Origin of the sequence: Ferrovibrio terrae, assembly GCF_007197755.1 — a bacterium.
In the GTDB taxonomy this organism is placed as follows: Bacteria; Pseudomonadota; Alphaproteobacteria; order Ferrovibrionales; family Ferrovibrionaceae; genus Ferrovibrio; species Ferrovibrio terrae.
Genome location: NZ_CP041636.1, coordinates 2,561,646 through 2,586,503 on the forward strand (window position 1 = coordinate 2,561,646; position 24,858 = coordinate 2,586,503).

Consider the following 24,858-nt stretch of genomic DNA (forward strand, 5'->3'; position numbering starts at 1 on the left):
GATCTTCCTTGCGGCGGCACCTGCCATGGCCTGCACGGATCTGCCGGCCCATGCGCGGCAGGTGCAGGGTTCACATTTCCGCCTCGTCGTGATGCCTGAGCCCGCGCCGGTCCCGCTGAGCGCGCCGTTCGCCCTGGAGATCCGGCTCTGCGATGCCCGGATGGCTGAACTCTCGCGGCTCACGGCCGTCGATGCCTGGATGCCGGCGCATCGTCACGGCATGAACTACAAGGCCACCCTGACCAAACGCGACTGGGGCCATTATCGCGCCGAGGGGCTGCTGCTGCATATGTCGGGCGAGTGGGAATTCGTCTTCGACTTTGCCGGCTCCGACAAGCCCGAACGGCTGACCTTCCGCATCGACGCACAATGAAGGTGCTGGCTGCCGCCGGATTGCTGCTGCTGGCCTCCGCTGCGGCCCAATCTGATTCAGCTTGGGCGGTCGATTTTGATCAGACGCAGACCCGCCGCATTCTCCGCCATGGTCCCTGGCCGCCGGCAGAGGCGACAGATCGCACCAACCGTTTCTCCGGCAACGCAGACGCCATCCGCCTCGGCGCGATGCTGTTCGGCGAGCCGCGGCTGTCAGGCAATGCCGCGATCAGCTGCCAGACCTGCCACCGGCCGGAGCGCGGCTGGAGCGAAGCGAAATCACGCAGCGAGGGCCTGCGGCGGCAGGACCGCAATGCGCCAGGCCTGCTGAATGTCCGGCTGCAACGCTGGTTCGGCTGGGATGGCGCAAATGACAGCCTCTGGGCCGATGGCATCCGCCCGATTGTGAATGCCACAGAGATGGGGGGCTCGGCGGCGAAGACGGCGAAACTGCTAAGTGAGGATGCGCCGCTGGCCTGCCTCGCGCGCCGCGTCGAGCCGGGGTATGCCGCGATGGACGACGAGGCCGCGCTGGTGCTGGCAGCCAAGGCGCTGGCCGCTTTCCAGGAAACGCTGAGCTCGCCGCGCACAGCCTTCGATGATTTCCGTGACGCGCTGGCCGCGAATGACGGGGCAGGGATGGCGCGTTATCCGGCATCGGCACAGCGCGGCCTGGCGCTGTTCACCGGGCGCGGCCAGTGCGGCACCTGCCATACCGGCGCGAATTTCAGCAATGGCGAGTTCCACGACACCGGACTGGTTTTCTTCCTCAATGACCCGGACCGCAAGCCCGGTACGCCACGTCGCGTCGATCCCGGCCGCCATGGCGGCATCGCGCATCTCAAGGCCAATCCCTTCAACCTGCTCGGCCGCTACAACGACGACCCGGGCGGCATGGCCAGCATTCCCGTGCGTCACGTGGCGCAGCAGCATCGTAACTGGGGTGAGTTCAAGGTGCCGAGCTTGCGCAGCCTGCCGGCCACCGCGCCCTACATGCACGATGGCAGCAAGCCGGGCCTGCGCGACGTGATCCTGCATTATTCCGATCTGGATGAAGACCGCCTGCATTCCGACGGCGAGGCGATCCTGAAGCCGCTGCATCTGACAGAGGCCGAGATCGCCGATCTGCAGGCATTTCTGGAATCGCTCAGCGCCTCCGACGATACGGCGACACGCTACGACAGTCTGCGCCGCGAAGCGGCAAGCTGTCGCTAAACCCAGGCTTTAACTAAACTTGGGGCACCCGCATCGGATCGCGTAGCGGCAGGTTGATCGTCGCCACCGTGCCCTTGCCGGGCTGTGATGCCAGATCGAGCGTGCCGCCATGCAGTTCGGCCAGCGATTTCACCAGCGGCAGGCCCAGGCCGGTACCCTGATGCTCGCGGCTCAGCACGCCGCGCACCTGCCCGAATGGCGCCAGCGCCTTGGGAATATCCTGCGGCGCCATGCCCACACCGGTATCATGCACCGCGATCTTCAGGATGCGATCGGTCACCGTGGCGGCGACCCAGGCGCGCCCGCCGCGCGGCGTGAACTTCACTGCGTTGCTCAGCAGGTTCAGCAGCATCTGTCGCAGCATGCGCTCGTCGGCCTGCAGGTCCGGCAGGCTGTCGGGGATGTCGGCGCTTAAGTTTACGCCGGCGCGATCGGCCTGCATCTGCATCATTTCCAGGCTGTCGGCGATCACCAGACCCGGATGCAGCATTTCGATATGCGGTTCCATGCGGCCGGCTTCCACCTTGGCCAGATCCAGCACGTCGTTGATCAGCTGCAGCAGATGTTCGCCCGACTTGCGGATATCGTCGACATATTCCAGCTGCTTGGGCGGCATGGATCCGAAATAGCCGGCCAGCAGCGATTCCGAGAAGCCGATGATGGCATTCAGCGGTGTGCGGAATTCATGGCTCATATTGGCCAGGAAGGCGCTTTTCGAGCGATTGGCCACCTCCGCCATTTCCTTGGCGTGCAACAGCTCGCGCTCGGTTGCCTCGCGTTCAGCGATGTATTTGGTCAGCGCAACGGTACGCTCGTCCACGCGCGCTTCCAGCGTATCGGCCAGGTCGCGCAGCTGATCCTGCACGCGGCGCAATTCGGTGATGTCGGAATAAGACGTCACGAAGCCGATGCCTGGCACCGGTTCGCCGATGATCTCGATGACGCGGCCATTGGGACGGCGGCGTTGCACACGGTGCGACGTCATCTGTCGCGCCAGGCGGATGCGTTCCGCCACCAGCTCCTCGATGTCGCCCGGACCGTATTCGCCCTGCTCGGCATTGTGCCGCATGAAGGCTTCGAATGGCGTGCCGGGCCGGCTCATCTCCGGCGGCAGGTCGTACATCTGCAGGAAGCGTTCGTTGCAGACCAGCAGGTTCAGATCGATATCAAACAGTGAGATGCCATGGCCCAGATTGGCGACAATCACATCCAGCATGCGGTTCTTGTCGCGCAGTTCTGCCGTGCGGTTCTGCACGGCGATCTCAAGTTCTTCGCGCACGCGCACCAGCGCCTGTTCGTTGCGCCGCCGTTCGGTGATGTCGGTATAAACCGCAACCCAGCCACCATCCGGCAGCGGCGCACCGCGCACTTCCAGGATGGTGCCGTCCGGTCGCGCGCGCTCGAAATGATGGGGCTGGAATTTACGCACGAGCGCCAGACGCTCCCGCACAACGGTCTCGATATCGCCGGTGCCGTATTCGCCGCGCTCCGCGTTGTAGCGGAAGAAGGTTTCCACCGGCGTGCCAGGAGTGCCGAAGCTGTGGGGAAAATCCAGCAGGTCGAGGTAGCGGCGATTGCAGGCAATCAGCTGCAGTGCGCCGTCGAAGATGCTGATCCCCTGATCTAGTTGGTCCAGCCCCTGGAGGAGGTGCACATTCTGGTGCATTCCGCCGAGATCCTTGCCTGTTGCCCTCGCCACCAAGCTAAACCTTAAGCAGCCGGAAAAAAATGGCGGAACGGCGCATCAATCCGTGAACAACGCCCCGGCATGAAAAAAGCCGCCTTGCGGCGGCTTGATTCGCGAGTCGATAAACCCGAAGGCGATGATTACATCGAACCTTCGCGCTGAGCGCGCTTGCGGGCCAGCTTGCGGGCGCGACGGATGGCTTCAGCCTTCTCGCGGGCGCGGCGCTCCGAGGGCTTCTCGTAGTGGCCACGCAGCTTCATCTCGCGGAAAATGCCTTCGCGCTGCATCTTCTTCTTGAGCGCCTTCAGCGCCTGATCGACATTGTTGTCACGAACCAGAACCTGCACGTCGGTTCCATCCTTTCAGTCAAAAGAAATCCGTTTGCGGAGCCCTGCTCCGACGAGTGGCGGGTTCTAACACGCTGCCCGGGCTTTGTGAAGCGGCTTTGTGGATATCCGGTCACTATCCGGCTTTATATATAAGTCATTGGGAATAAAGTATATTCAGACGACTTGGCCGCGCCGGCACTCTGGCCTAGGCTGTGGATTATGGCAATTCTCAAGATCGCGAAGATGGGACATCCGGTTCTGGCCCGCCCGGCCGACTCGGTTGCCGATCCCACAGCCCCGGAAATCCGGCAGCTGATCGAGGATATGGTGGATACCATGATCGACGCGCCCGGCCAGGGCCTGGCAGCGCCGCAGGTGCATGTGCCGCTGCGGGTCGCGGTTTTCCTGACCCCGGATGAGGGCGACGGCCAGCGCGAACTGGTCACGCTGGTCAATCCGCGTTGGGAGCCGGTGGGGCAGGAACAGGACATGGCCTGGGAAGGCTGCCTGTCGGTGCCGGGCATGCGCGGGCTGGTGCCGCGCTACACCCGGATCCGCTATGAGGGCACGCTGCCCGATGGCGGCCGGCTGGAACGCGAGGTCGGCGGCTGGCATGCCCGCGTGGTGCAGCATGAACTGGACCATCTGGACGGCATCCTGTATCCGCAGCGTATGACCGATCTGAAGGATCTGGTGTTCGAGAGCGAGTTGCGGCATCGCGCCGCCTTGTCGCCACAGGAGCAAGAAGAATGACCCAAGAGCATTCGGGCGATCATCTCCTGGCCGACAAACGCGCCCTGCTGGACGCACTGCTGCCGCATGTGCCGTTCGACGGCTGGACCGCCAAGGCGCTCAATCTCGCCGCGCGCGATGCCGGCATCGACACCGGCGTGGTGCTGCGCGCCTTTCCCGGCGGTGCTGCCGATGTGCTGGATTTCTGGGTGAGCGAGACCGACGCTGCCATGCTGCGCGTGCTGGAAGGCCGCGACCTGGCCGCCATGAAGGTGCGCGAGCGTGTGAAGCTCGGTGTCATGACCCGGCTGGAACTGGCGGCGCCGCATCGTGAAGCCGTGCGCCGCGCGCTGGCACTGGAAGCCCTGCCGCAGCATGCGCCGCTGGCGCTGCGCCAGTTGTACCGTACCGTCGATGCGATCTGGTATGCCGCCGGCGACACCGCGACCGACTTCAACTTCTACACCAAGCGCATGCTGCTGGCCGGCGTCTATGGCGCCACGCTGCTGCACTGGCTGGACGACAAGTCGGAGAATTTCGCTGGGACGTCGGCATTCCTCGATCGCCGGCTGGCCGATGTGATGCGCATCGAGAAGGCCAAGGGCAAGCTTGCCAAGCTCGTGGACAGGCTACCCAACCCGTTCCGCAATTTGCGGCGCGCGTAATTTCAGATTTTCGAGGAAGGCCTCAGGCGACGACGCTGAGGAACTGACCGACGACGGCCGGCTTCTGCACCGGCGTCGTGCTGCCATTGCGGCCGTAGCTCAGCAGCGGGGCAGTGGCCTCGCCATTGTCCGAGGAGGACGAGCCGTAGCCCGGGCCCGAACCGCCGCCCTGCTGCGAGGACGACTGCTGATACTGCTGCGGCTCACTCTGCTCGACCGGCGTCTCAGCCAGATAACCGGTAAAGCGGCTGACCTGCGCATATTGCTGCACAGCGGCATTGTCGGTGTTGCTGATCAGGGCATTCTTCGCCGGCCGCTGCGGGGAGGTCGTCCTCGCAACGCCGGAAAGGCCAGCACTGATGTTTTCGATCGACATGGTCTAAGTCGTACCGACGATATGGTTAACAAATATTAACCGTATTATAGCGAAGGCTCGCCCGACCGCAAGCCGAGAACGGCGGTGCGGCATTATGACTTAGGGTTGTGGGCGCGCCCAGAGGGGTAAAGCCGGGTGACATGGCCCATTTTGCGCCCCGGGCGGGCTTCCGCCTTGCCGTAAAGGTGCAGTTTGGCGTTCGGCTCGGCCAGAAGGGCCGGCCAGGCCTCGATCTCGTCGCCGATCAGGTTCTCCATCACGGCATCGCAGAGCCGGTCGGCCGAGCCCAGACTCAGGCCGCAGATCGCCCGGATATGCTGCTCGAACTGCGAGGTGACGGCGGCGTCCATGGTCCAGTGGCCCGAATTGTGGACCCGCGGCGCCATCTCGTTGACCAGAATCCTGTCGCCGCAGTCGAACAGTTCGACCGCCAGCGTGCCGACATAGTCCAGCCCCGCGGCCAGGCTGGCGGCGATCTTTTCAGCCTCGGCTGCCAGCGGCGGGTCAATCACCGCCGGTGCATAGGTGCGCCACAGGATGTGGTTGCGGTGAATATTCTCGACCGGCCCCCAGGAGGCGATCCGGCCATCCAGTCCGCGCGCCAGCACGACAGACAACTCGCGCTTGAAACTGACAAAGCCCTCGGCGACGAGATGATCGGATTTCAGCGCCGCGAAAGCAGAGGCTGCGTCTTCACGCGCGGTCACCTTCACCTGGCCCTTGCCGTCATACCCCATGCGGCAGGTCTTGAGCACCAGCGGCAGGCCGAGTGCGTCGATGGCAGCGATGAGATCGGCCATCGAGCCGACTTTGCGCCACGGCGCCGTCGCGATGCCACGATCATTGCAGAACTGCTTTTCGAACAGGCGGTCCTGGCTGATGCGCAGGGCTTCCGTGCCCGGCCGTACCGGCACGAACTTGGCGATCTGCGCCACCGGATCGAAGGGAATGTTCTCGAATTCGTAGGTCACCACCGCGCAGTCGCGTGCGAATTTTTCCATCGCCGCAGAATCGGTATAGTCGGCGCGGGTGAATTTCGCGGCGACTTCGGCGGCCGGCGGATCGGCTTCCGGCGCGAAGATATGGCAGTGATAGCCGAGCCGGCTGGCAGCCATTGCCAGCATGCGGCCGAGCTGGCCGCCACCGAGAATGCCGATCATGCTTCCCGGCGCCAGGCTATTACTGCCTTGGGTGCTCACTTGCGGGTCTTCTTCTCAGAAACCGGTTTCTGCGCGATCGCCTTGGTCTGCTTGGCGCGCCAGGCCTGCAGTCGCTTCGACAGCGCCGGATCGTTCAGCGCGAGAATCGCGGCAGCAAGCAAGCCGGCATTGATCGCGCCGGCCTTGCCGACGGCGAGTGCGCCGACCGGAATCCCCCCCGGCATCTGCTGGATCGAGAGCAGCGAGTCGAGGCCCTTGAGTGCCTTGCTTTCCACCGGCACGCCCAGCACCGGCAGATGGGTCATCGCGGCCGCCATGCCCGGCAGATGCGCGGCGCCGCCGGCGCCGGCGATGATCACCTGGATGCCGCGCTCATGCGCGTCGTGGGCATAATCATACAGCCGCTGTGGCGTGCGATGCGCCGACACGATGCGATGCTCGGCCGGCACCTTCAGTTCGGCCAGCACATCGGCGGCGTGTTCCATCGTGGCCCAGTCGGACTGGCTGCCCATGATAATCCCGACCAGCGGACCTTTACGCGGCGCCATGAGTTACTCCTGCAGCGGAAAGCGGCGGATTATAGGGAGCCGACATGGGCTGTAAAGCCGAACCGTGGGTGTGGGTAAAAGGCTGGAATCGGAGGGTTTCAGCCGCTGTGGAATGCCCGGCCGATCCATGCTTTGTTAACGCTTCCTGCGGCATGAGTAACCCAGAGTGCCGCTTCAGGCGGCAGAGCCTGGAAAGCGAGGCTGCGTGAAGGTAGAGGACCGTCGACCGGTCGGGCTGGGTTCCACGACTCCTATCGGGTCGGGCGGAACGGCGCGTCCTGTTGTCGTGCCCCCCAGCCAGGGCGCCGGCGGCGTTACGGCCACCACGGTCAATCCGGCCGCCACCGCCACCGTGATGGGCATCCCCGAACCTGAACTGACGCCGCGCGTGCGCGACGCCATCGTGCGGCTGATGGGCGAGGTCGACCAGCTGCGCAACGAACTCACCCGCACGCGGCATCGCCTCGCCGAACTCGAACGCCTGGCCGACCGCGACACGCTGACGCCGCTGTATAACCGCCGCGCCTTCGTGCGCGAACTCAGCCGTTCGATGGCGCATGTCGAACGCTACGGACGCCCGTCCTGTCTGATCTATTTCGATCTCAACGGCCTGAAGGACATCAACGACAAGCACGGTCATCCCGCCGGCGATGCCGCGCTGATCCAGGTCGGCCAGATCCTGCTCGACAACACACGTGAATTCGACGTGATCGCCCGGCTGGGCGGCGACGAATATGGCGTGATCCTCAGCGAGACCGACGCCCATATCGGCCGCGAGAAGGCCGAACACCTGGCCGAGGCGATCCGCCGCCGGCCGCTGCACTGGGAAGGCAAGAGCCTGCCGCTGGATGCCGCCTACGGCGTCTATCCGCTCAAGCCCGGCGAAGATCCCGGCTCGGCTTTGGCCGCCGCCGACCAGATGATGTACAGCCACAAACTCTCCCGGCGCACGGCTCGCGGTTAATTCTGGGGCGGAGTGCCGGCAGGTTTGGTCTGAGCCGGTCGTATCGGGTCTAAACTGCGGCTTATTCATCCTTATTCGCTGCTTATTTCCGCTTAATTCCTGAAAACAAAATCTTTCCAATAGGATGGTCTGGAAGTGGGCGATCTGCCGCCGGACTTGCTTTTGGAATGAAGGGAACATATAATGAACATAAATATGGTTTCAAGGTAGTCGAGATGGCCGACGATTTTGCATCCTATGTGCTGGATTGCTTCACCGTCGCCCGGGTCGGCCCGGTGACGCGTGAGCGTCTGTTCGGCGGCAGCGGCCTGCGTATCGATGGCGAGCTGTTTGGCGTGATCCTGCGCGGCACGCTGTATTTCGTCGTCGATGATCAGACCCGGCCGCGCTTTGTCGAAGCCGGGATGGGGCCGTTCACCTACAGCCGTAAAAGCGCGCAGCGGAAGATCGAGCGCTGGTATGAAGTCCCCGAGGACGTGCTGCTCGATCCGGGTGACCTCCGCGACTGGGTGAATCAGGCGCTGGCCGCAGCGCGCCGGACCGCGAAGCCTGCAAAGAAGAAATCCGCCAATACGGCAGCGGTCGTGAAGACGGCAAAACCGCGCAACACGAAAACCGCGCCGAAAACAGCCAGCAGGAAAACAGTAGCCAAGAAAAAAGCCCGGCCGGCGCGATAACACCGCGCAGCCGGGCTCTGGTGCTGCCGCGGGTTGCCCCGCAGCGCGCCGTTCGGTGACTTAGAAACGGGCGACCGGCTGTGCGGCGCGACGCTGTAACCGCTCCTCGCGGATGCGGCGTTCGCGGGCCAGCTTGAACATGATGAAGAGGGGCAGGCCGCTCAGCATCGCGGCGAAGTTGGCGGCCAGGATCCAGTCGATATGGAACCAGGTCACCATGCCGTCAGCGACGATGAAGAACTGCATGACGGCGAGAACGAGGAAGAAGGCCGAACCGGGGAAAGCCATGATGGAGACTCCTGTTTTGCTTTTTTAAGCCTCACGACTCAATGACAGGACCCTAGCCGAGCCGGTCATGCTGCGCCGCCGATAAGGCTGTGACCCCCTGTGATCGGGTTGTGACCTGAAATTCGGGGGGATTCGGCGAATCCCGTCCCAATGCGGAACAAAACCTTTAGGTTGAGAAGCCATCGGGCGCGGTTGTAATATGGCGCGGGCGAACCGCAGGGTTCGGGGGAAGACCGGGGGACGAGCCATGCAGGGGCTCATTCGACTGAAACAGATCATTTTTGCCGTCCTGGTGGCGCTGGCATTGCCGGCAACGTCGTCGCAGGCCACCACGCAGAGGCTGGCGCTGGTGATCGGCAACAACGCCTATACCGATGGCCTCCTGAAGAACCCGATCAATGATGCGCGTACCATGGCGGCCACGTTGCGCGAACTGGGCTTCGAGGTGCGCGTGCTGGAGAATGCCGATCGCACGGCGATGCAGCGTGCGGTCGTCGAGTTCGGCCGCAAGCTGAATCAGGACACGGTCGGCCTGTTCTATTTCGCCGGCCACGGCATGCAGGTGCGCGGCGCCAATTACCTGATCCCGGTCAAGGCCAGCATTGAAAGCGAGGACGAGGTCGAGGTCGAAGGCGTCGATGTCGCCTATGTCATGGCGCGCATGGCGACGGCGAAGAATCAGTTCAACATCGTGATTCTCGATGCCTGTCGCAACAATCCGTTCCAGCGCAGCTTTCGCTCGGTCAGCAACGGGCTGGCCGCTATATCCGCGCCGACCGGCACGCTGATCGCCTATGCCACCGCGCCGGGTTCGGTGGCGAGCGATGGCGATGCGGCGAATGGCATCTATACATCCGAGCTGGTGAAAGCCATCCGCCAGCCCGGCCTGTCGATGGAAGAGGCCTTCAAGCAGGCGCGTGGCGGCGTAATCGCCCGCACCCAGGGCAAGCAGACGCCGTGGGAAAGCTCATCGGTCGTGGGCAATTTCATGTTCAAGGCAACGGCGCCGACGCAGGTGGCGTCGCTCGCCGCGCCCGTGCGCGATTCCGCCGCCGAGATCGCCTTCTGGAATACCGTGAAGGACAGCCAGGACGCGCGCGATTACCAGGCCTATGTCGACAGTTATCCCAATGGCGCCTTCGACAGGCTGGCGCGCACGCGCATTGCGTCGCTCGGCGAGGCTGCGAAGCAGCGGTCGGCCCCAGCTCCGGTTTTGGCGCCTGCCGCCGAAGCAAAGGTGGCAAGACCCGCGGCCGAGCCGAAGAAAGACACAGTGGCGGTTGCCAGCCTGAAATCCGCCCCGCTGCCGTCGAAGCCGAATTCCGCTTTCGTGGATACCGGCGATCTGGAGGCTACGCTGCGGCAGAACTGGCCCGCGGTGGAAGCCGCCCTCAAGGCGCATGTGACGGCGCAGTACAATACCTATCGCATCCTGATCCCCGCGAATAATGCGCTGGTGACCGATGTGCGACTCAATCAGGCCACCCTGGAGCGTGTGATCGATGCGGAGGCAGGACGGATCGGCGTCCTGCTGGACGGCATGCTCCAGAGCAATACCAGCTATGGCAGCAATCAGATCCTCTGGCGCCCATTCAAGGCGCAGTTCACCTATGATGTGAAATTCGGCGATGGCAGGGTTGTCATCGGTCCGTACGCTTATGTGCCGCCCGGGCAGGCGCAGGCACCGGCACCGGCGATGGTCGCCAGCTTGCAGGCGCCGGCTGCCAATCTGAATGCCGGCCCGGCTCTGGCTGGTGATTACGAGGCGCTGCTGCGACAGAACTGGCCGAAGGTTGAGGCGGCACTCAAGACGCATCTGCAGACGGATTTCGCCAAGTATCGCATCATGGTGCCGAGCACCACGCATAACACCGCCATGCCGGCTGACCTGAAGCTGGGGAAGGCGTCGCTGCAATCGGTCGACACCGCCGCGCGCAGGGCCACGATCCTGCTCACCGGACAGCGGCATGACGGCGGCTCGGTCTGGGGCAGCTTCAGCGCGTCTTTCAGCTATGCACTCGATCTCGTCGATGACCGGGTGGTCATTGGCGAGTATCATTTGACCCCCTAAAGCCGGCAAACCCGGGATGATGCCAGAGCGGGGTCACTTCTTCCCGTAGCGCTTCTCGATTGCTGCATAGAGCGCGCGCAGTCCCGTGGCCTCGGCGCCGAGCGGACGGCCAGCGCGGCTGCGCGGGTTCCAGGCGAACATGTCGAGATGCGCGTATGATTTCGTCTTCGACACGAATTCCTTCAGGAACAAAGCCGCGGTGATCGAACCGGCAAACGGTGTGTCGCCTGAATTGCTGATATCGGCGACCTTGCCCTCGATATACTCGCGATAGCCGGCATGCAGCGGCATCCGCCACAGCGGATCGCCCACGTTCAGCCCGGCATCGAGCAGCGCCTGCGCCATCGCATCGTCGGTCGCATACAGCGCCGGAAGATCAGGACCGACGGCGACGCGGGCAGCGCCCGTGAGCGTCGCGGCGTCGATAAGCCAGTCGGGTTTCTCGGTATCGGCCTCGGCCAGCGCATCGCCCAGCACCAGCCGGCCTTCGGCATCGGTATTGCCGATCTCAACGGTGAGCCCCTTGCGGCTGGTCAGCACGTCGCCGGGGCGGAAGGCATTGCCCGACACGCTGTTCTCGACGGCAGCGATCAGCAGGCGCAGGCGCACCGGCAGCTTCATCGCCATGATCGCGGCGGCCAGACCCAGCATCACGGCGGCGCCGCCCATATCTTTTTTCATCAGCAGCATGCCGGCCGAGGGCTTGAGATCGAGGCCGCCGGTATCGAAACACACGCCCTTGCCAACCAGGGTGAGCTTCGGATGTTTCGGGTTGCCCCAGCGCAGATCGATCAGGCGCGGCAGGCGCACGCTGGCCCGGCCGACGGCATGAATCATCGGGTAATTCTGCTCCAGCAGGTCGTCGCCGATGATGGTGCTGAACTCGGCATTGCCGACCAGCGCGACGCCGCGTGCGGCTTCGGCCAGTTCGGCCGGACCCATATCGCCGGCCGGGGTGTTGATCAGGTCGCGCGCCAGAACGATGCCGTCATGCAGCGCTGTCACGCGCTGCTGGCTGGCTTTGGCGGGCCAGACCAGGCGGACGAGCTTCTTGTCGATCTTCTTGTAGCGGTCGAAGCGATAGGCGTTCAGCGCCCAGCCCAGAGCGGCGGCATCGCCGGCTTTGGTATCGGTCAGCTTGTAGTCGCCGGCGGGCAGTGCACCGGCAATGGCGGCGTAAGACCACAGGTCAGGCGTGTCACTGATGCCGGCCAGCACGCGCGCCGGTTTGCCGCTTTTCGCATCCGGCAGCACCAGCACCTGGCCCGGCTTGCCCTTGAAGCCCTGCGCTTCAGCCAGACCGGCAACCAGACCTTTTTCTTTGGCGGCGCGCGCGGTCCAGGCCTTGGCGGTCACGGTTTCGACCGGGATGGCGGCGGTGGATTTGGCAATCAGAGTGGCAGGCACGGACAATCCTCGGCATTGCGATGGTTCAATATCAATATGGGCGGCAGGCGGGCCGTCGTCTATAAGGTGGCAGCGCGTTTTGATAATCCCGGGTCATCTGGCAGGAGCCTTCCGTGAGCGATCTCACTCTCGTCATCGGCAACAAGAATTATTCGAGCTGGAGCCTGCGGCCCTGGCTGGCGCTGAAAGCCGCCGGACGGGCCTTCGACGAGGTGCTGATCGTGCTGCGCCGGCCGGAAACCAAAGCCGAAATCCTGCTGCATTCCGCCGCCGGCAAGCTGCCGGTGCTCAAGCATGGCGACCTGACGATATGGGAGAGCCTGGCGATCTGCGAATATATCGCCGCCACCTGGCCCGAGGCCGGCCTGCTGCCCGAGGATGCACGCGCCTGCGCCGTAGCGCGCAGCGTGATGAGCGAGATGCATGCCGGCTTCGTCGCCTTGCGCCGCGAACTGCCGATGGACATCAACAAGCTCAGTCCCCTGGCACAGAATGGCGTGATGCCCGGCGAGGAGGCGCGTCTGGATATCGCGCGCGTGCAGCAGATCTGGCAGGACTGCCGCGGCCGTTTCGGCAGGAAAGGTGATTTCCTGTTCGGCCGCTTCGGCATCGCCGATGCGATGTATGCCCCGGTGGCGACGCGTCTGCGGAGCTACGGCGTGGCGATGGATCCGGTGAGCGAGGCTTACGTGAACGCGATCTATGCATTCCCGGCGATGCAGGAGTGGTGCGCCGCCGCCGCAAAAGAACAGCCGCTGCCGGAGAATTGACGCCAGTCAGGTGATCAGCTTCATCTCACGGTAGAAGCGTTCGGCGCCGAGATGCAGCGGCACGCTGACGCCGAGCAGTGCGGTGCCGAGTCGGATACGCTGGGACATCGGCGGGCCGGCATTCAGGATCTTGCGGTTCTGCGGATGCCACAGCGCGCGCAGCAATTCGTAGACCAGTTCGGGATCCAGGCTCTCCGGCCCGATCCACTGCATGCCGATACTGAGCGTTTCGGTTTCGGGCACGCCGCGATAGGTGTTGGCCGGAATGATGTCGCGCGTGAAGAAGGGATGCCGGCGCAGCGCACCTTCGATCTGCCGGCCGGTCAATGGCACGATGCGGGCGATCTCGCGATCGGTCAGGTCGCCTACCGTCGGCGCCGGCTGGCCCGAGATCAGGAAAAACGCATCGAGCTGGTCGCGCACCATCAGGTCGGCCGCCTCGCCGGGATCGACTTCCAGCACTTTCAGCTGGTTCAGCCGCAGGCCATGCGCCGCCAGGATGATCTCGGCATTGAAGCGCGTGCCCGAGCCGGTGCGGTCAAGCGAGACGCGCTTGCCGGCCAGGTCGCCCACGCCGTTGATGCCGGCGGTGCCGCGCACCACCAGATGAATGGTTTCGGGATACAGGCTGGCCAGCACCCGCAGGTTGCCCTGCTTGGCGCGACGGAAATAGATGCCCTCGCCCTGATAGGCGCTGGCGACCAGATCGGCCTGCGCGAAGCCGCTTTCGATGCTCTCGTTGCCGATGGCGGCCAGATTGGCCACAGAGCCCTGGCTGGTCAGCGCCACAGCAATGAGCCCGGGCACGCCGCAGGAGCCACCCTTGTCGCAGGGACGGCTGCCGGGCGGATTCGAGATGGCGGAGGCCATGGCGACGCCGACGGGGAAGGCGGTGGTATGCGCCGAGCCGGTGAGGATGCGGAAGAAGCCGCCGCTGTCTTTCGGCCGGACCGTTTCGGCCTGGACCTGCTGGGCCGCAGCGGGACGCGCGAGAAGGGCAACGCCTCCGAGTGAGACGCTGGCGGCGGAGCGAAGCAGGAAGTCGCGCCTGTTCATGGCGTTTTTTATACGCCGCGCGGACGCCGAGAGCTAGTGATCAGCTGTTGACCGTGTCGGCGGCCTGCCTGGGCGAGCCCGGCCGGTCGAATTTCAACTTGGCGACCAGCACGGCCGCGGTCAGCCCCAGCGTGACGACATTGGCGGCGATCAGCCCGGGCGAGCCGATCAGCAGGCCGTAGATCAGCCACAGCGCGATGCCACAGTTCATCAGCAGGAACATGCCCAGTGAAATGTCGCGCGCCGAGCGGCTGCGCCAGATCTTCAATACCTGCGGCACATAGGCCAGCGTGGTGAGCGCGCCGGCGATCAGGCCGATGATTTCGATGGTTTCAGACGTCATGACGCCAGTATAGGCGCTCACACGCGGGTGATGAAGGCGTTCTGCAGCCTGGCGACGGTGGCGCGCATGGCGGCATCGTCATAAGGCCTGGGCGGCAGCTTGCCCCAGACCGGGCCCGGCCAGGCGCCGTCTTCGCGGAAGCGGGCGATCACATGCACATGCAGCTGTGGCACCATGTTGCCGAGCGCGCCGACATTCAGCTTGTGCGGCTCGAACACATGCTGCAGCACGCGCTGTGCCTGCGCGATCTCGTTGATCAGCAGTTTGCGCTGCTTCTCGTTCAGATCGGCGATTTCGGTGACGGCCTCGACGGCGGGAACCAGGATGAGCCATGGGTATTGGCTGTCGTTCATCAGCTGGACCAGGCAGAGCTTCATTCGGCAGACCGCGAAAGTGTCGCGGCGCAACTGGTCGTGCAGGGTGAACATCGACTAAACTTCGCCTTCTTGTTTGTGCGGTGCCGAAGCCGGTCTGGCGCTGATACCTGCGTCCTGAGGATTTGTCCATGACTTTCAATACGTTGCCCGTTCTGCGCGTGAAACCGCGAGAAGAGCGCCGCGCAAGAGGTGGACATCCGTGGGTCTACTCCAATGAGATTGCACTGGATGCGGATGCAAAGGCGATTGCACCCGGCAGCCTTGTGCGACTCGACGATGCCCAGGGCGCCTTGCTGGGAATCGGCACATTCAACCCGCATTCGCTCATTGCCGCGCGGCTTTTGAGCAACGAAGCCGCAACGATCGACGCGGCTTTCCTCAGCCGCCGGTTGCGCGCGGCGCTGCGGTTGCGCGAACGCTGCTTCATCCAGCCCTATTACCGCCTGGTGCATGCCGAAGCCGACGGCCTGCCGGGCCTTGTGATCGACCGCTATGGCGATGTGGTCTGCGTCCAGTGCAATACAGCGGGTGCGGAGCGCCTGCTGCCCGAGCTGCTGTCCGCGCTCACTGACGTGCTGAAGCCGCGCGCCGTGGTGTTGCGCAACGACAGCCCGGTGCGGGCGCTGGAGGGCCTGCAGCCCGAGATTCGCCTTGCCGCCGGCAGCCTGGATGACGGCCCGGCCGTGGTGGAAGAGGGCGGCGTGCGCATCGCGCTCGACCTGCTGGAAGGCCAGAAGACCGGCTGGTATTTCGACCTTGCCGGGGCCCGCGCCCTGATTGCCGCCCAGGCGAAGGGCGAGGACATGCTGGACGTCTACTGCAATTCCGGCGCTTTTGCCCTCACCGCCGCGAAGGCGGGGGCAAAAAGCGTGCGCGGCATCGACCGTTCGGAACTCGCCATCGCCCAGGCGGTGCAGGGCGCGAAGGACAACGACCTCAACCGGATCGCGAAATTCGAGAAGGCCGAGGCCTTCCCGGCGCTGGAGCAGTTGCAGTCCGAGAAGGCGCGCTTCGGCATCGTCGTCACCGACCCGCCGAATTTCGTCAAAAGCCGCAAGGATCTCGGTCCGGGCGCCAAGGCCTATCGCAAACTGGCCAAGCTGGCCGCGCCGCTGGTCAGGCCGGGCGGGCTGTGGTTCGTCGCCTGCTGCGCGCATCTGCTGCCGGGCGAGGTGTTTGCCAAGGAAGTCGCCATCGGGATCAGCCAGGCCGGCCGTTCGGGACGCGTGCTGTATTCCGGCGGCGCCGGTCCTGACCATCCGGTGCATCCGCATCTGCCGGAAAGCGCCTATCTGAAATGGCAGATTTTGCAGCTCGATTAATCCGCCGCAATTTCGCCATGGGCGGGCGGCAGGATTCCGGCTCGGCAGGCTTCCGATAAAAGACCGGCATGTCCCGTGGCGGGCATGTCGCCCCAGCAAGATCGGCTGATACGGGAAGCCTGCCCCGAGGACGGTCATGTCTTCCCCCGAAACGATCCGACGCGTTGTCGCGCTGCTGGCGCTGGCGGTGTTCCTGCCAGGCTGTGCGCAATGGCATTGCGGCTCGCTGCCCAATGCCGAGCAGTGCTATGCCGCCTATGACGAATACGAAACCTGCCAGTATCAGTCGCGCCCGCTGATCCGCCATGTCGGCGAAACCTGGCGCAGCGAATGCCGCACCGAGCGGGTCGCTTGTGCTAAGCGTGACAGGCGCTGCGTCGAGCGGGTGCGCGAGGTCTGCCGCTCGTATCCGGAACCGATCTATGATTACCGCGAGTATAACAATGGCGTGTCGCAATGCATGCGCGGCAAGGGGCTCGCGGCCTATGACATGTATTTCAACAGGCCGGCGTTTTGAGGGCCAAATGGGATCTCGGCTCTTCGCTGCGCTTCGGCCGGGATGACGATTGAAATTTAGCCGTCACCCCGGGCTTGACCCGGGGGCCCATTTTTTCGCGTGGACTTTTTTTTACTGCCTGTTCAGCCGTCTGAACCACGGATCGAGCCGCGCGATGGCGTCATCGATGATGGCGGCGTCCATGCAGAAGGAAAACCGGATGTAGCGGTGGCCGTCGGCGGTGTTGAAATCGACGCCGGGCGCCGCCACCACGCCGGTCTCGTCCAGCATGCGCCTGCAGAAGGCCACGCTGTCATCCGTGAAATCGCCGACATCGATATAGAGATAAAAGGCGCCATCGGGCGGCGCGAAACGCGTGATACCCCAGCGCGGCAACGCCGCCAGCAGCTTGTCGCGGTTGCGGCGATAGGCTTCGACGCGCGGCGTCAGTTCGGCATCGGCGTTCAGGGCTGCGATGCCGGCCAGCTGCGACAGCGTCGGCGCGGAAATCTGCAGCGAGCCATGCAGCGCCTCGATGCGCGACACCAGCCGCTCGGGCAGCACCAGCCAGCCGATGCGCCAGCCGGTCATGCCCCAGTATTTCGAGAAGCCGTTGATGACGATGGCATCGTCGCCGACCGACAACACGGTCTCGGCGGCGCGATCATACGTCACGCCGTGATACAGCTCGTCGACGATCAGCCACAACCCGCGCTGCTGGCAGAGATCGTAGATCGCGCGGAGTTCTTCGGCTGACAGCATCGTGCCGGTCGGATTGGCCGGGCTGGCGATCACCACACCCTTCACCTGCGCCGGCAGCGCGGCGATCATCTCCGGCGTGACGCGATAGCCGGTCGAGGCATTGGTGGTGAGACGATACGGCACCAGGTCGATGGCCTTGAGCGTGCCGCGATAGGCCGGATAGCTCGGTTCGACCACCGCCACCGTGTCGCCGGCCGAAAATGCTGCCAGGAAGGCGAGCATGAGCCCCGAGGAAGTGCCCACCGTGACGGCGACGCGGCTGGATGAAATCTCCAGACCGTGGCGGCGCTGGTAAAACTGCGCGATGCCCTCGCGCAACGCCGGAATGCCGAGTGCTTCGGTATAGCCCAGCGGCTTGCCGCTGCTGAGCGCATCCTGCGCCGCCTTGATCGCGGCCTGCGGCGGCGGCAGGGTCGGCTCGCCGGCCAGCAGACTGACGACTTTGCCGCCGGCCTTCACCTTCGCATTCACCGCCTTGAAGATCTCCCACATCTGGTAGATCTCGACATCGCTGCGCGATGAGGCAGCGAGCGGGACGAAGACTTTGTCGATATGGTCGAGCATGGCCGCAGTATACAGCGTTCGTTTGCTTTTGGGTTTAGTCAGGCGTGTAGCACACCGCTTCGATGCGGTAACCGTCAGGGTCGATCACAAACGCCGCATAATACGTTGGGGTGTATTGCGGGCGCAGGCCGGGCGGGCCGTTATCGGTGCCGCCATTCTGTATGGCGAGCGCGTGAAAGGCATCGACGGCAGCGCGGCTGTCGGCGCGGAAGCAGATATGCAGGCAGGATTTTGGATCGGACGGCACCGGGCTGTCGGTACGGTCGATCCAGAATTGCGGATGCTTAGTGCCGTAGCCGATGCCGTATTCGCCTTCGTAGAGCCGCGTGTGGCCAAGCGGCTTCAGTGCCGCATCGTAGAAGGCGCCTGACCGCGCCATGTCGCGCACGCCGATGGAGAGATGGTCGAACATCTAAACTAACCTCTTTGATGGTTAGCTCGGTTATAGCGCGAAAACGCGCCGTTGGCCAAGGCCACGCCGAGGCTGACGGCGACAATTCCGATCCAGGTGACGGTCTCCGGCCATTCGCCGAGCAGCGGGATTGCCAGCAAGGCCGTGAGAGCGGGCGTCAGCGCCCCGAAGGCGGCGGCCGGCGCCGCACCCAACCGACGCACGGCGAAGCTGTAGGCTGCCATGCTGAGCAGGCCGGAGGCGACCGACTGCACGACCTGCACGCCGATCTCGAAGGCCGGCGCGATCAGCAGCCGGCTGTCGAACCACAGGAAATAGATCGGCGTGTAGACGACAAAAGAGGCGACATAGACCACGGCAGCCGCCTGCCAGGGGCCGATGCCGGTCTTTTTCAGGCCGATGGTGTAGCAGGCCCACATCGCGCCGGCGCAGACGAACATCAGGTCGCCGCGCCAGGTGTCGCTGGTGCCCTGCACCACCTGCCAGCCGCCGACGGCAATCGCGCCCAGCAGCATCAATGCCGTGCCGAGCTTGCGCTGCGTATTGAAGCTTTCGCCCAGTAGCAGCGCGGCAAACAAGGCGGCGAAGAGCGGCATGCTGCCCGGCATCAGCGCGCCGGCATGGGCGGCGGGCGCAAACACCATGCCGCCGCTGCCGATCAACAGGAAGGGCAGGCCGGCGCCGAGGATCATCACCACGATCCAGAACGGCCGGTTGCCAGCGGCCGCGCTGCCATCAGGCGCCGGCATGCGCATGAAGCGCAGCAGGATCGGGATCAGCAGCAGGGCGGGCAGCGCGAGCCGCAGGAAAATCACATCCCACAGCGACAGCGCGCCGGTGACGCCAAAGCGGGTCGCCACCAGTCCGGCCGCCCAGAGCAGAACCGTGGCCAGCGCGGCAGCCGCGCCGAGCCAGCGGCCGGGTTCGGCCAGGGGAAGCGGCACGGCGGGGGCGGAGGTGAGGGGGGCGGACATGAACGGGAACTCCGGGCAATAAGCAGATGAAGGATCGCCGGGAAACGGACGGCATGTCCTTGCTATTTCTGCCTGTTTTGGGATTATTTCAGCAATTTATGACAGTAAGTGACAGCAGCAGAGGCAGAAAGTGCCAAAAGAGAACCTTGACGACTTCGACCGCAAGATCCTGGCCGCCCTGCAGGCCGATGCCCGGCTAAGTAACGTCGACCTAGCCGAAAAGGTAGGCCTGTCGCCATCGCCCTGCCTGCGCCGGGTCAAGCGGCTGGAGGAGGACGGCTATATCCGCGGCTATCGCGCGGTGCTGGATCGCCGCAAGCTCGGCCTCGGCCTCACGGTCTATGTCGATATCAAGGTGGAAAAGCATTCGGCCGAGAATGCCGCCAGCCACCAGCGCATGCTGGAGGCGATTCCCGAAGTGGTGTCGGCGCACATGGTCTCGGGTGAGGCCGATTTCTTCGCCGAGGTGGTGGTACCCGATCTAGCGGCCTACGAGGAATTGCTGACCCAGCGCTTGTTGTCGCTGCCGATGGTGAAGGACATCCGCTCCAATTTCGTGATCCGGGCGATCAAGACCGACGGAGCCTTGCCATTGGCGCATCTGGCGGAGGTCTAGCGGCCGGCCCTTGCCCGGGCCTCGTCTTCAGGTGCTAACCTGCCGTGCCCTCGACTCTTTTTTTGCCCCACCGTATAGTCCGGCGTCTGCCGTAAAGCCGCCATATTACCTGCCTATTCAGACTGCCAGCCGGAAACCGGTACCGGCGGTTATGGCCGGTATGGGGTCGCCGGCGCTGCGTCGTCATCTCTGCCCCGGGGCCCAAGTGTCCAAGTCTCTTGCCATGCGCTATTCGGGACTGTTCGTCCTGCTCATTGTCGGCGTCCTCAATCTGGCCGGCTGGGCCTATATGAACCGTCCGATCGAACCGCGCCCCTGGGGCGAAGTGATCAGCGGTTTCGATTACACGCCGTTCCGCGCCGACCAGGATCCGCGCACCAACAAATTTGCCAGCGAAGCCGAGATCGAACAGGACATGCAAATCCTGGCTGGCCAGGTGCGGCAGATCCGCACCTATTCGACCATCGACGGGCAGGGCGAGATCGCCAAGATCGCCGGCCGCTATGGCCTCGAGGTGATGCAGGGCAGCTGGCTCGACGGCCGCCTCGAGCGCAACGAGGAAGAAATCAAAAACCTGATCGAAATCGCGGCGACAAATAGCAACATCCGCCGCGTGCTGGTCGGCAACGAAACGCTGCTGCGCGCCGACATGCCGATCCAGGATCTGGTCGAGTATATTCGTCGCGTCCGCACCGGCCTTGCCAATCGCGGCAAACATGTCGAAGTCTCGACGCCGGAAACCTGGGACGTCTGGCTGCGCTATCCGCAGCTCGGCCGCGAGGTTGACTTCATCGCTATCCATCTGCTGCCCTACTGGGAAGGCCAGGCGCCGGACAAGGCGGTGGAATACGCGCTCAGCCGCTATCAGCAGGTGAAGGACGCCTTTCCGACCAAAAAGGTGGTGATCACCGAAATCGGCTGGCCGTCGGAAGGTCGCACGCGCCGCGATGCCGTGCCGAGCCCGACGACGCAGGCGGCGTTCATGCGCGCCTTCCTCAACATCGCCAACCAGCGCGGCCTCGATTACTTTCTGCAGGAAGCCTTCGACCAGCCATGGAAGCGCAATATCGAAGGCTCGGTCGGCGCCTATTGGGGCATCTACAATGCCGACCGCACGCCGAAATTTCCGATGACCGGCCCGGTCAGCGACCGGCCGCACTGGCCGCAGCTGGCTGCCGCCTCGATCCTGCTGGCGCTGCCGCTGATGGCCTGGTTCCTGGCGCGCTGGGCCGATCTGCGCTTCTCGGGCCGTTTCTTCTTCATCGCGCTGATCCAGGTTGTCACCAGCGCGCTGGTGATGGTGGTCGATTCAGGATTGCGAACGTATATGAGTCCCGGCATCGCACTGATGTGGGCGATGCTGCTGCCATTGCTGCTCTTGCTGTTCATGGTGGTGCTGGTCGAAGGACTGGAGCTTTCGGAAGTGATCTGGGCGAGCCGACGGCAACGGCACTTCCTGCCGTTCCGCACCGATGTGGAGCGGTCCTGGCCCAAGGTCTCGATTCATATCCCGGCCTATAACGAACCGCCGGAAATGCTGAAGCGCACGCTCGATGCGCTCAACCGCCTTGATTATCCGAATTTCGAAGTGCTGCTGATCGACAACAACACCAAGGACGAGAAGGTCTGGCGGCCGGTCGAGGAATACTGCCGCACGCATCTCGATCCCGAGAAGTTTCGTTTCTTCCATGTCTCGCCGCTGAAAGGCTTCAAGGCCGGCGCGCTGAACTTCGCACTGCGCAACACGGCCAAGGATGTTGAGATCGTCGGCGTGATCGATGCCGATTATCTGGTCGAGCCCGACTGGCTGAAGTCGCTGGTGCCGTATTTCGATCGCGCCGATATCGGCTTCGTGCAGGCACCGCAGGATCACTACGACTGGAAGAACGACACCTTCAAGGAATTCATCAACTGGGAATATGCCGGCTTCTTCCAGATCGGCATGGTGCAGCGGAATGAACGCGACGCCATCATCCAGCACGGCACCATGACCCTTGTGCGCAAGGCCGCCATCGACCACGTCGGCATCTGGGCCGAGTGGTGCATCTGCGAGGATGCCGAGATGGGTCTGCGCCTGCTCGCCGGCGGCTGGCACTCGGTCTACACCGACAAGCGTTATGGCTATGGCCTGACACCCGACAGCTTTGCGGGCTACAAGAGCCAGCGTTTCCGTTGGGCCTATGGCGCGGTGCAGATCATCAAGCGGCACTGGCGCGACATGCTGCCGGGCGACGAGCGCAAACTCGACCCGATGCAGCGCTATCACTTCGTGACCGGCTGGCTGCCGTGGTTCGCCGATGCGCTGGGCCTGATCTTCGCCATCGCCTCGCTGGTCTGGACCGTTGGCGTGCTGATCCTGCCTAAATATTTCGAACTGCCGCTGGCGCTGTTCCTGCTGCCGGTGGTGGCGGTGTTCGGCGCCAAGCTGGCGCAGTTCCTCTGGCTCTACAAGATTCGTGTGGCCTGTTCGCTGCGGCAACGGCTGGGCGCAGGCCTTGCCGGTCTGGCGCTGACCTACACGATTGCCAAGGCGATGCTGTTCGGTCTGTTCACATCGAAACTGCCGTTCATCCGCACGCCCAAGCATGAAGACCAGGCTGCCGTTGTGCAGGCCTTCATCATGGCGCAGGAAGAAACCCTGATCGCGGTGCTGCTGCTGCTCGCCGGCATCGGCATGTGGAATTTCCAGGGTGGCGAAGACCCCGAGGCGCGGCTCTGGGCCATCGTGATGTGGGCGCAGTCCATGCCTTACTGGGCGTCGCTCATCCTCGCCTTCATCAGCACGACGCCGAAATCGCCGAGCAAGACGGCCGCCATTCCGGCACCGACATCCACGCCGACCGATGCTGCCTCGCAGGGCAGCCCGGCGCAGTAACTCCAGGACAGGCTTACAAACATGACTGCGCCGACATCCCGGCCGGCCACGCGCTTCGTGTGGCTGCTGCTGCTGGTCCTTCTTGCCGCTCTCGCCAATATCGTCGCCTGGTGGTGGCCCAACCAGCCGGTGCAGGTGGGGAATGCCCCCTACGCGGCGCAGGAGCATGTGGTCGAGAGCATGTCGTTTGCGCCATTCCGGCGCGGCCAGAGTCCGCTGACCCACGTTTATCCGACCGCCGAACAGGTGGTCGAGGACCTGGAGAGCCTGAAGGGTCTCACGCGGGGTATTCGCACCTACACGTCGCGCGAAGGCCTCGAAGTGGTGCCGCCGGCGGCGCAGAAGCTCGGTATCAACGTGATGCAGGGCGTCTGGCTCGGGCCGGAGCGCGACATCAACGACAAGGAAGTGGCCGCCGCCATTGAGTTGGCCAACAAATATCCCGACGCGATCAAGTCGCTGGTGGTCGGCAACGAGGTGCTGCTGCGCAAGGACCTGACGGTCGATGAGGTGATCGCCTATATCCGCAAGGTCAAGGCCGCCGTGAAGCAGCCGGTCACCTATGCCGATGTGTGGGAGTTCTGGCTGCGCTTCCCCCAGCTGCTGAACGAAGTCGATTTCGTCACGGTGCATTTCCTGCCCTACTGGGAAGATCTGCCGATCGCGGCGTCGCATTCGATGCCGCATATCATGGAGGTCTTCCGCGAGGTGAAGGCCAAGCTGCCGGGCAAGCCGATCACCATCGGCGAGGTCGGCTGGCCGTCGGAAGGCCGCTCTCGCCGCGACGCTGTCCCGTCGCGCACCGAAGCGGCCGGCTTCATCGCCGACTTCATGCAGACCGCCAAAAAGGAGGGCCTGTCCTACAACCTGGTCGAGGCGTTCGACCAGCCATGGAAGGTCAAGATGGAAGGCACCGTCGGCGGCGCCTGGGGTATCCTGAACGAATTGCGCCAGCCGAAATTCGAAGTTGGCGGCAAGGTGTCGAACCTGCCGGAATGGCCATTGTTCGCCGGCCTGGGTGTGCTGCTGGCGCTGATCCTGCTGGTGCTGCATGCGCAGACGATCGTGACGCTGTCGACCGCCGGCATGGCGGCGGCCGTGGGTTTCGCGCAGGTGCAGGCCGCATTGCTGTCGGCCGCGATCGAGCGTGGCCTGGAATACAATTTCTCCGTGGCGCACCAGATCGAGGCCGGGATCGCCATCCTGCTGATTGGCATCTTCGGGCTGCTGCTGTTCCGCCGCCTGCTCGTGCTGCTTGGCGGCAAAAGCGCACTCACGCATTCGCCGCGCTCATTGGGCAGCGCCTTCGGTCTGCTGCGTCCCGGTGCCGGACTGGGGGCCGGTGTGCTGTCGCTGCGCCAGCCGCGGCTGGGCGAGGCGATCTACGGCCTGCTCGGCCTGTGGGTGACCTATCATGCGGTGATGCTGGTGGCGGCGGGCCGCTACCGCGATTTCCCGATCGACTATTTCCTGCTGCCGGTCGCCGGCCTGCTGCTGCTGCGGCTGCTCGCCGGGCTGTTCGGTCGCAACGACAATGCCGGAATGGCGCGCATCGCGTTGGGCAATACCTTTGCCGATCCGCAGGCGGGCACGACGGCGCAGGGCCGTTTCGGCTGGGAGGCGGTGCTGACGTTCCTGCTGCTCTGCCTGCCGGTGCTGGTAGTCAGCCTCGAGACGCTGGACAACCGCGAGGCGCTCTACTGGTGCGCTATCACGGTCGTCTATGCCCTGCCGCTGCTGGGCAATCTGGCCCTGGCCGCGCAGCGGACGACAGCACGGACAGCTGCCGCCGTCTGATCG

General features: G+C 64.2%; 26 protein-coding genes. 13 read left to right on the forward strand and 13 right to left on the reverse strand.

The window, feature by feature from the left end; all coding sequences use genetic code 11:
• Positions 1 to 25 precede the first annotated feature (25 nt).
• Together FNB15_RS12475 and FNB15_RS12480 are read left to right on the forward strand one after the other, a co-directional pair.
• The gene (locus tag FNB15_RS12475) at positions 26 to 373 is read left to right on the forward strand and encodes a hypothetical protein (RefSeq protein ID WP_144069017.1); all 348 of its coding nucleotides are present in this window, start codon (positions 26 to 28) and stop codon (positions 371 to 373) included.
• Complete coding sequence (locus FNB15_RS12480) at positions 370 to 1,587, forward strand: cytochrome-c peroxidase (RefSeq protein WP_144069018.1); 1,218 nt, start codon at positions 370 to 372, stop codon at positions 1,585 to 1,587. Before FNB15_RS12475 ends, FNB15_RS12480 begins: the two co-directional genes overlap by 4 nt.
• A 13-nt stretch (positions 1,588 to 1,600) precedes the next feature.
• On the opposite strand, the gene FNB15_RS12485 is transcribed toward FNB15_RS12480, so the two are convergent.
• Together FNB15_RS12485 and rpsU are read right to left on the reverse strand one after the other, a co-directional pair.
• Complete coding sequence (locus FNB15_RS12485; RefSeq protein WP_185973537.1) at positions 1,601 to 3,241, reverse strand: sensor histidine kinase; 1,641 nt, start codon at positions 3,239 to 3,241, stop codon at positions 1,601 to 1,603.
• Positions 3,242 to 3,414: 173 nt separating this feature from the next.
• Positions 3,415 to 3,621: a 30S ribosomal protein S21 gene (rpsU, locus tag FNB15_RS12490; RefSeq protein WP_144069020.1), complete on the reverse strand. Its 207-nt coding sequence runs from the start codon at positions 3,619 to 3,621 to the stop codon at positions 3,415 to 3,417.
• A gap of 201 nt (positions 3,622 to 3,822) precedes the next feature.
• On the opposite strand from rpsU, the gene def reads away from it, so the two are divergent.
• Both def and FNB15_RS12500 read left to right on the forward strand, forming a co-directional pair.
• Entirely contained in the window at positions 3,823 to 4,356 is a 534-nt protein-coding gene (gene def, locus FNB15_RS12495; protein ID WP_144069021.1) for a peptide deformylase, read from the forward strand.
• The gene (locus FNB15_RS12500; RefSeq protein ID WP_144069022.1) at positions 4,353 to 5,000 is read left to right on the forward strand and encodes a COQ9 family protein; all 648 of its coding nucleotides are present in this window, start codon (positions 4,353 to 4,355) and stop codon (positions 4,998 to 5,000) included. Before def ends, FNB15_RS12500 begins: the two co-directional genes overlap by 4 nt.
• A gap of 22 nt (positions 5,001 to 5,022) precedes the next feature.
• Here the strand turns inward: FNB15_RS12500 and FNB15_RS12505 are convergent, their stop codons facing one another.
• The 3 genes from FNB15_RS12505 to purE all read right to left on the reverse strand — a co-directional run bounded on the left by FNB15_RS12505 (position 5,023) and on the right by purE (position 7,084).
• Positions 5,023 to 5,376 carry a hypothetical protein gene (locus FNB15_RS12505; RefSeq protein WP_144069023.1) on the reverse strand — a complete coding sequence of 118 codons (354 nt, stop codon included), beginning with the start codon at positions 5,374 to 5,376 and terminating at the stop codon, positions 5,023 to 5,025.
• A 92-nt stretch (positions 5,377 to 5,468) separates the two neighbouring features.
• On the reverse strand, positions 5,469 to 6,536 hold the full coding sequence (locus FNB15_RS12510) for a 5-(carboxyamino)imidazole ribonucleotide synthase (RefSeq protein WP_144069024.1): 1,068 nt from the start codon (positions 6,534 to 6,536) through the stop codon (positions 5,469 to 5,471).
• Between the two features lie 35 nt (positions 6,537 to 6,571).
• On the reverse strand, positions 6,572 to 7,084 hold the full coding sequence (gene purE, locus FNB15_RS12515) for a 5-(carboxyamino)imidazole ribonucleotide mutase (protein WP_144069025.1): 513 nt from the start codon (positions 7,082 to 7,084) through the stop codon (positions 6,572 to 6,574).
• Positions 7,085 to 7,370: 286 nt separating this feature from the next.
• On the opposite strand from purE, the gene FNB15_RS12520 reads away from it, so the two are divergent.
• Together FNB15_RS12520 and FNB15_RS12525 are read left to right on the forward strand one after the other, a co-directional pair.
• Positions 7,371 to 8,048: a GGDEF domain-containing protein gene (locus FNB15_RS12520; RefSeq protein ID WP_221932641.1), complete on the forward strand. Its 678-nt coding sequence runs from the start codon at positions 7,371 to 7,373 to the stop codon at positions 8,046 to 8,048.
• A 215-nt stretch (positions 8,049 to 8,263) separates the two neighbouring features.
• The gene (locus FNB15_RS12525) at positions 8,264 to 8,725 is read left to right on the forward strand and encodes a TfoX/Sxy family protein (RefSeq protein WP_185973538.1); all 462 of its coding nucleotides are present in this window, start codon (positions 8,264 to 8,266) and stop codon (positions 8,723 to 8,725) included.
• Between the two features lie 60 nt (positions 8,726 to 8,785).
• Here FNB15_RS12525 and FNB15_RS12530 read toward each other — a convergent pair whose 3' ends face one another.
• Entirely contained in the window at positions 8,786 to 9,013 is a 228-nt protein-coding gene (locus FNB15_RS12530) for a hypothetical protein (protein WP_144069027.1), read from the reverse strand.
• A 247-nt stretch (positions 9,014 to 9,260) separates the two neighbouring features.
• On the opposite strand from FNB15_RS12530, the gene FNB15_RS12535 reads away from it, so the two are divergent.
• Positions 9,261 to 11,084, forward strand: coding sequence for a caspase family protein (locus tag FNB15_RS12535; RefSeq protein WP_185973539.1), 1,824 nt, complete (start codon positions 9,261 to 9,263; stop codon positions 11,082 to 11,084).
• Positions 11,085 to 11,117: 33 nt separating this feature from the next.
• On the opposite strand, the gene FNB15_RS12540 is transcribed toward FNB15_RS12535, so the two are convergent.
• The gene (locus FNB15_RS12540) at positions 11,118 to 12,491 is read right to left on the reverse strand and encodes a leucyl aminopeptidase family protein (RefSeq protein WP_144069029.1); all 1,374 of its coding nucleotides are present in this window, start codon (positions 12,489 to 12,491) and stop codon (positions 11,118 to 11,120) included.
• Between the two features lie 113 nt (positions 12,492 to 12,604).
• On the opposite strand from FNB15_RS12540, the gene FNB15_RS12545 reads away from it, so the two are divergent.
• A complete protein-coding gene (locus FNB15_RS12545; protein WP_144069030.1) occupies positions 12,605 to 13,261 on the forward strand; it encodes a glutathione S-transferase family protein in 657 nt (218 codons plus the stop codon).
• A gap of 6 nt (positions 13,262 to 13,267) precedes the next feature.
• On the opposite strand, the gene FNB15_RS12550 is transcribed toward FNB15_RS12545, so the two are convergent.
• The 3 genes from FNB15_RS12550 to FNB15_RS12560 are packed head-to-tail and all read right to left on the reverse strand — an operon-like array spanning position 13,268 to position 15,088.
• Positions 13,268 to 14,317: a TAXI family TRAP transporter solute-binding subunit gene (locus FNB15_RS12550; protein ID WP_144069031.1), complete on the reverse strand. Its 1,050-nt coding sequence runs from the start codon at positions 14,315 to 14,317 to the stop codon at positions 13,268 to 13,270.
• Between the two features lie 40 nt (positions 14,318 to 14,357).
• Complete coding sequence (locus tag FNB15_RS12555; protein WP_246068676.1) at positions 14,358 to 14,681, reverse strand: SemiSWEET family sugar transporter; 324 nt, start codon at positions 14,679 to 14,681, stop codon at positions 14,358 to 14,360.
• Positions 14,678 to 15,088, reverse strand: a complete 411-nt coding sequence (locus tag FNB15_RS12560) for an HIT family protein (RefSeq protein WP_144069032.1) — start codon at positions 15,086 to 15,088, stop codon at positions 14,678 to 14,680. Before FNB15_RS12560 ends, FNB15_RS12555 begins: the two co-directional genes overlap by 4 nt.
• A gap of 77 nt (positions 15,089 to 15,165) precedes the next feature.
• On the opposite strand from FNB15_RS12560, the gene FNB15_RS12565 reads away from it, so the two are divergent.
• Positions 15,166 to 16,359, forward strand: coding sequence for a class I SAM-dependent rRNA methyltransferase (locus tag FNB15_RS12565; protein WP_144069033.1), 1,194 nt, complete (start codon positions 15,166 to 15,168; stop codon positions 16,357 to 16,359).
• A 136-nt stretch (positions 16,360 to 16,495) separates the two neighbouring features.
• On the forward strand, positions 16,496 to 16,876 hold the full coding sequence (locus tag FNB15_RS12570) for a hypothetical protein (protein WP_144069034.1): 381 nt from the start codon (positions 16,496 to 16,498) through the stop codon (positions 16,874 to 16,876).
• Between the two features lie 111 nt (positions 16,877 to 16,987).
• Here the strand turns inward: FNB15_RS12570 and FNB15_RS12575 are convergent, their stop codons facing one another.
• Genes FNB15_RS12575 through FNB15_RS12585 form a run of 3 tightly spaced genes read right to left on the reverse strand, consistent with a single transcriptional unit; the run spans position 16,988 to position 19,567 of the window.
• Positions 16,988 to 18,181, reverse strand: coding sequence for a pyridoxal phosphate-dependent aminotransferase (locus FNB15_RS12575; protein ID WP_144069035.1), 1,194 nt, complete (start codon positions 18,179 to 18,181; stop codon positions 16,988 to 16,990).
• Positions 18,182 to 18,215: 34 nt separating this feature from the next.
• Positions 18,216 to 18,593 carry a VOC family protein gene (locus tag FNB15_RS12580; RefSeq protein WP_144069036.1) on the reverse strand — a complete coding sequence of 126 codons (378 nt, stop codon included), beginning with the start codon at positions 18,591 to 18,593 and terminating at the stop codon, positions 18,216 to 18,218.
• Positions 18,594 to 18,598: 5 nt separating this feature from the next.
• Positions 18,599 to 19,567 (reverse strand): DMT family transporter, encoded by a 969-nt coding sequence (locus tag FNB15_RS12585; RefSeq protein ID WP_144069037.1) that lies wholly within the window; start codon positions 19,565 to 19,567, stop codon positions 18,599 to 18,601.
• A 130-nt stretch (positions 19,568 to 19,697) separates the two neighbouring features.
• Between FNB15_RS12585 and FNB15_RS12590 the strand changes: the two genes are divergently transcribed.
• The 3 genes from FNB15_RS12590 to FNB15_RS12600 all read left to right on the forward strand — a co-directional run bounded on the left by FNB15_RS12590 (position 19,698) and on the right by FNB15_RS12600 (position 24,855).
• Complete coding sequence (locus FNB15_RS12590; protein WP_144069038.1) at positions 19,698 to 20,183, forward strand: Lrp/AsnC family transcriptional regulator; 486 nt, start codon at positions 19,698 to 19,700, stop codon at positions 20,181 to 20,183.
• A gap of 205 nt (positions 20,184 to 20,388) precedes the next feature.
• Positions 20,389 to 23,058, forward strand: coding sequence for a glycosyltransferase (locus FNB15_RS12595; RefSeq protein WP_246068677.1), 2,670 nt, complete (start codon positions 20,389 to 20,391; stop codon positions 23,056 to 23,058).
• Positions 23,059 to 23,079: 21 nt separating this feature from the next.
• Positions 23,080 to 24,855: a glycoside hydrolase family 17 protein gene (locus tag FNB15_RS12600; protein WP_144069039.1), complete on the forward strand. Its 1,776-nt coding sequence runs from the start codon at positions 23,080 to 23,082 to the stop codon at positions 24,853 to 24,855.
• The last annotated feature ends 3 nt before the right edge of the window (positions 24,856 to 24,858 follow it).

Coding starts and splice junctions, on each gene's coding strand:
- FNB15_RS12475 (WP_144069017.1), top strand. CDS start 26: ATGGCCTGCACGGATCTGCCGGCCCATGCGCGGCAGGTGCAGGGTTCA.
- FNB15_RS12480 (WP_144069018.1), top strand. CDS start 370: ATGAAGGTGCTGGCTGCCGCCGGATTGCTGCTGCTGGCCTCCGCTGCG.
- def (WP_144069021.1), top strand. CDS start 3,823: ATGGCAATTCTCAAGATCGCGAAGATGGGACATCCGGTTCTGGCCCGC.
- FNB15_RS12500 (WP_144069022.1), top strand. CDS start 4,353: ATGACCCAAGAGCATTCGGGCGATCATCTCCTGGCCGACAAACGCGCC.
- FNB15_RS12505 (WP_144069023.1), bottom strand. CDS start 5,376: ATGTCGATCGAAAACATCAGTGCTGGCCTTTCCGGCGTTGCGAGGACG.
- FNB15_RS12510 (WP_144069024.1), bottom strand. CDS start 6,536: ATGATCGGCATTCTCGGTGGCGGCCAGCTCGGCCGCATGCTGGCAATG.
- purE (WP_144069025.1), bottom strand. CDS start 7,084: ATGGCGCCGCGTAAAGGTCCGCTGGTCGGGATTATCATGGGCAGCCAG.
- FNB15_RS12525 (WP_185973538.1), top strand. CDS start 8,264: ATGGCCGACGATTTTGCATCCTATGTGCTGGATTGCTTCACCGTCGCC.
- FNB15_RS12530 (WP_144069027.1), bottom strand. CDS start 9,013: ATGGCTTTCCCCGGTTCGGCCTTCTTCCTCGTTCTCGCCGTCATGCAG.
- FNB15_RS12535 (WP_185973539.1), top strand. CDS start 9,261: ATGCAGGGGCTCATTCGACTGAAACAGATCATTTTTGCCGTCCTGGTG.
- FNB15_RS12550 (WP_144069031.1), bottom strand. CDS start 14,317: ATGAACAGGCGCGACTTCCTGCTTCGCTCCGCCGCCAGCGTCTCACTC.
- FNB15_RS12560 (WP_144069032.1), bottom strand. CDS start 15,088: ATGTTCACCCTGCACGACCAGTTGCGCCGCGACACTTTCGCGGTCTGC.
- FNB15_RS12565 (WP_144069033.1), top strand. CDS start 15,166: ATGACTTTCAATACGTTGCCCGTTCTGCGCGTGAAACCGCGAGAAGAG.
- FNB15_RS12570 (WP_144069034.1), top strand. CDS start 16,496: ATGTCTTCCCCCGAAACGATCCGACGCGTTGTCGCGCTGCTGGCGCTG.
- FNB15_RS12575 (WP_144069035.1), bottom strand. CDS start 18,181: ATGCTCGACCATATCGACAAAGTCTTCGTCCCGCTCGCTGCCTCATCG.
- FNB15_RS12580 (WP_144069036.1), bottom strand. CDS start 18,593: ATGTTCGACCATCTCTCCATCGGCGTGCGCGACATGGCGCGGTCAGGC.
- FNB15_RS12585 (WP_144069037.1), bottom strand. CDS start 19,567: ATGTCCGCCCCCCTCACCTCCGCCCCCGCCGTGCCGCTTCCCCTGGCC.
- FNB15_RS12600 (WP_144069039.1), top strand. CDS start 23,080: ATGACTGCGCCGACATCCCGGCCGGCCACGCGCTTCGTGTGGCTGCTG.